This is a genomic window from Actinophytocola sp. (genome assembly GCF_036402745.1).
Lineage (GTDB): Bacteria > Actinomycetota > Actinomycetes > Mycobacteriales > Pseudonocardiaceae > Actinophytocola.
Window position 1 is genome coordinate 1 of sequence record NZ_DASWSJ010000045.1, and the last position, 3623, is coordinate 3623.

General features: G+C 71.1%; 2 protein-coding genes. Both read left to right on the forward strand.

Annotation, left to right across the window (positions count from 1 at the left end; all coding sequences use genetic code 11):
• Window positions 1-711: alpha/beta hydrolase (locus VGD70_RS04870; RefSeq protein ID WP_331078529.1), on the forward strand; the 711-nt coding region annotated here is incomplete at its 5' end.
• 132 nt (window positions 712-843) lie between these two features.
• On the forward strand, window positions 844-3623 hold a 2780-nt coding region (locus tag VGD70_RS04875; RefSeq protein ID WP_331078531.1), incomplete at its 3' end, for a helix-turn-helix transcriptional regulator.

Genomic DNA, 3623 nt, shown 5'->3' on the forward strand with positions numbered 1-3623 from the left:
GGCGTACCGGTGATCGCTCACCACGGCACCCCAGGGACTCGCTGGGAGCGACCGGACGTGGTTGCGTCAATCGAGGACAGCGGTTTGCGGGTGCTCCTGCACGGCCGGCCGGGTTACGGTTCGAGCCGCCGGCCACGACGATCCGTCGCAGATGTTGCCGCCGACACCGAGTTGCTCGCGGACCAGCTGGAGTGGGATCGGTTCGCCGTCACTGGGTTTTCCGGAGGAGGCCCGCACGCGCTCGCGTGTGCCGCACTCCTCCCTGACCGTGTCATCCGCTGCAGCACGGTCGCCGGAATCGCCGCACCGGGTACCCGGCCCTTCGACGCCCTCGACTGGGTGCCGGACGCGAGACGAGGCGAGGCCTTTCTGCGGGACCAGCTGGGCCGCCGGGGCCAGGAGATCCTCGGCGAGTTCGACCAAGCAGTAGCGGACGGTGGCCGGCGCGAACGAATGCAGGCGACCTGTGTCGACGGGCTGGACGGGTGGATTGACGACTATCTCGCACTGACGAAGCCGTGGGGATTCGATCCACGAGCGATCGAGGTGCCGGTCGATGTCTGGTACGGCTCGGAGGATGACAACACGACCATCGAGCACACCGACTGGCTGCTGGCCACGATCCCCGGCGCAAAAGGCCACGAGCATCCCGGCGGCCACGACCCCGGCGACGCCGCACAGCGCCAGATCCACCAGGCCCTCAAGACCTGACCGCCGCCCCCCCGCCGCCAGTAGGCCCACTCGAGCGACGGGCCCCCTCGCCAGTGGCAGAATGAGTGCGGTTGGGGGCTGCCCATGTCGAGATCCGGGCCATTCGTAGGACGCGCTGACCACGTCACGCATGTGGTCGATCTGGTGGCTGGTGCCACCGTCGGCCGAGCCGGCACCCTGCTGATCTCCGGCGAGGCTGGGGTGGGCAAGACGGCGTTGGTACGGGCGTCGTGCTCACGCGTCGCCGCGACAGCCGACACCCTCTGGGCGCCCTGTCTGCCGCTGAGCTCCCTGGCGGTGCCGTTCCTGCCGCTGGCGACGGCCGTCCGGACCTGGGCCGGCGTGGACGACGTTCCGCCACCCGTCCTGCGAGTGGCGGACGGTCAACCTGCTGGGTCCGCGCCGGTCGAGTTCGACGCCTGGCTGGAAGAGATGTGTCGCCGGCGGACGGTCGTCCTGGTAGCTGACGATCTGCAGTGGGCGGACCAGAGCTCGTTGGATGTGCTGATGTACGTGCTCGCCGGCGCGCCTGATCGAAGGTTGGCGACGATCGTCACGGTGCGTTCCGGCGAGGAGGGCCTGGCGCTTCGCCGCTGGCTGGCCGACGTCCGCCGACTGCCGGGAGTCCGTGAGTTGCGATTGGGTCCCCTGGACCGGGTGGCGACCGCCGAGCAGATCGGCGGCTTGCTCGGACGTCCTCCTCGCGAGGATCTCGTCGACGACGTCTTTGCCCGCGCGCAAGGCAATCCGTATCTGACCTCGCTGCTCGTGCGCGATCTGCCGGCTGATGCCGGGTCGTTGCCTCCCGGTCTGCCGGCCGAGCTTCGGGAGGCAGTGGCCCGTTCCTGGCACGGCCTGTCCGCAGAGACACGGGAGCTCACCCGGCTCGTCGCCGTGGCAGGCAGGCCGCACGGCTCGGACATGCTCGTGAAGGTGGCTGCCGCGACGGGAGTGAGCAAGGACGCCCTGCCCGCACTTCAGGAGGCCGTGGACGTCGGCGTGCTCGAGGCCGGTGCGAATGGGGCCTACTGGTTCACCCATCCACTGCTGGCCGAGGTTTTGGAGGAGGGCCTGCTGCCCGAGAAGCGGCGCGCGCTGCATGCCGCATTCGCGACTGCGCTGCAGGCGCCGCGTGGACGTGACTCCGAGGTGAGCCTGGAGCGGGCCATTGCCCTCGCCGAGCATCACCTGCGGGCCGGGCAGCAGGCCGAGGCTTACCAGTGGGCCCTGCACGGTGCCGACGCGGCCGAGCGCGCAGGTGGAAACGCCGAAGCGCTCAGGCTGCTCCGCCAAGCGCTCGACCTCGTCGCGGCGGCGCCGCCGGGCGGCATGACGCGACTCGACCTGCTGCAGCGGATCCGGGCGGCGGCCGAGCGGACCGCGGATCTCGAGGAGGAGTTCGCTGCTGTCAACGACCTGCTGGCGCTCCTCGACCGCGACCGGCAGCCGCTTCTGGCCGCCGAACTGCTGGCTTACCGGATGAGCCTGCGCACGCTGACCGGCCGGGCGTTCACACCGCTGGACGACGTACAGGAGGCCGTCCGGTTGTCCGCCGGGCACCCGGACAGCCCCGAGCACGCATTGGCGATGGCACAGCTCGCGTGGGCCGAGCTCTGGCATGACCAGCCGCAGGGGCAGAATCGCGCAGCGGAGGCCGTTCGCTTGGCCCGGGCGTGTGGGTCTGCCAAGGCACTCTCCTACGCCTTGTCGGCGGTGGCGGAGGCGCGACTGACCGCCGGTGCAACCGAAGCGCCGGCCGAGCAGGCCGAGGCCCGCGCGGCGGCACTGCAGGCAGAGGACTTCCGCGCCTACATGCGTTCCGCGAGTCAGATAAGCCACACCATGGGGTTCAGGTCCGGCCGGGAGATCGCGGACGAGTTCCGCCGCGGCCGCGAGGAGATGACATCACTGGACGCCCCGCACATCTACACGGCGTGGCTGTCCGCCAACGAAGCCCACGAACTGCTCCTCCGCGGGGACTGGCGCGCCTGCCTCGACCGATTGCGGTTCGCGCTGGGCTCGACGCCCGGGCCCTGGGCCGGCATGCTGACCCGGCTGACCGCGGCCCTGCTCGCGTCCCGGCAAGGGCGGTTCGCAGAGGCGGAGGCGCACCTCGCCCGCGCGGAGGAGCTGTGCACCGATCCCGCCGCGTACGTGGGATTGTTCTTCGCGGCGGTACGCGCGGAGCTCGCCGTGATGACCGGCGACCTCGACCGCGGGATCGCCTCGGCCTTGGAGGGCATCGCCGCCGACGGCGTCCAGCCCTACCTGGTAGAGCGGCTGGTCCCGCTCGCCGCGAGGGCCGCAGCCGATCAGGCGCAGGTACTCCGCGATCGCGGTGGCGAGCTGGCCGCGCCGATGACGGTGCTGGAGGACTTGTGGCGCCGGTACCCGATGGTCGCGAGGAGGTCCGGGACGGGCCTGGTCTACCGCGCCGAGGTCGATGCCATGCAGGCCGTCTACCTGGCCGAGCTGCAGCGCGGCCACGCTGAGCCGGGTGCCGCAACCGGATGGGTCCGGGCCGCGGATGCTTGTGCCGCGGCGGATCTACCTTGGGACGACGCCTACGCCAACTGGCGCGCCGCCGAGGCCTTGCTTCGTATGCGGCAGGATGTGTCCGTCCGGGAGGCCGGAATTGCCGCACTGCGCCGCGCCCATCAGCTGGCAGGGTCCCTGCAGGCCGCGCCGCTGCTCGCCGACGTCGAGGCGCTCGCTCGCAGCACACGGGTGTCGCCGGTTGTTCCCGACGGTCATCCGGCCGGCTCCGGGCAGGCGCTGCCTGGACTCACCCGGCGCGAGCGGGAGGTGCTCGAGTACGTCGTGGCCGGCTGGACCTACCGGGAGATCGCCCGGGAGCTGGTGGTCAGCGAGAAGACCGTCAGCGTCCACATCTCCAACCTGCTGCGCAAAAC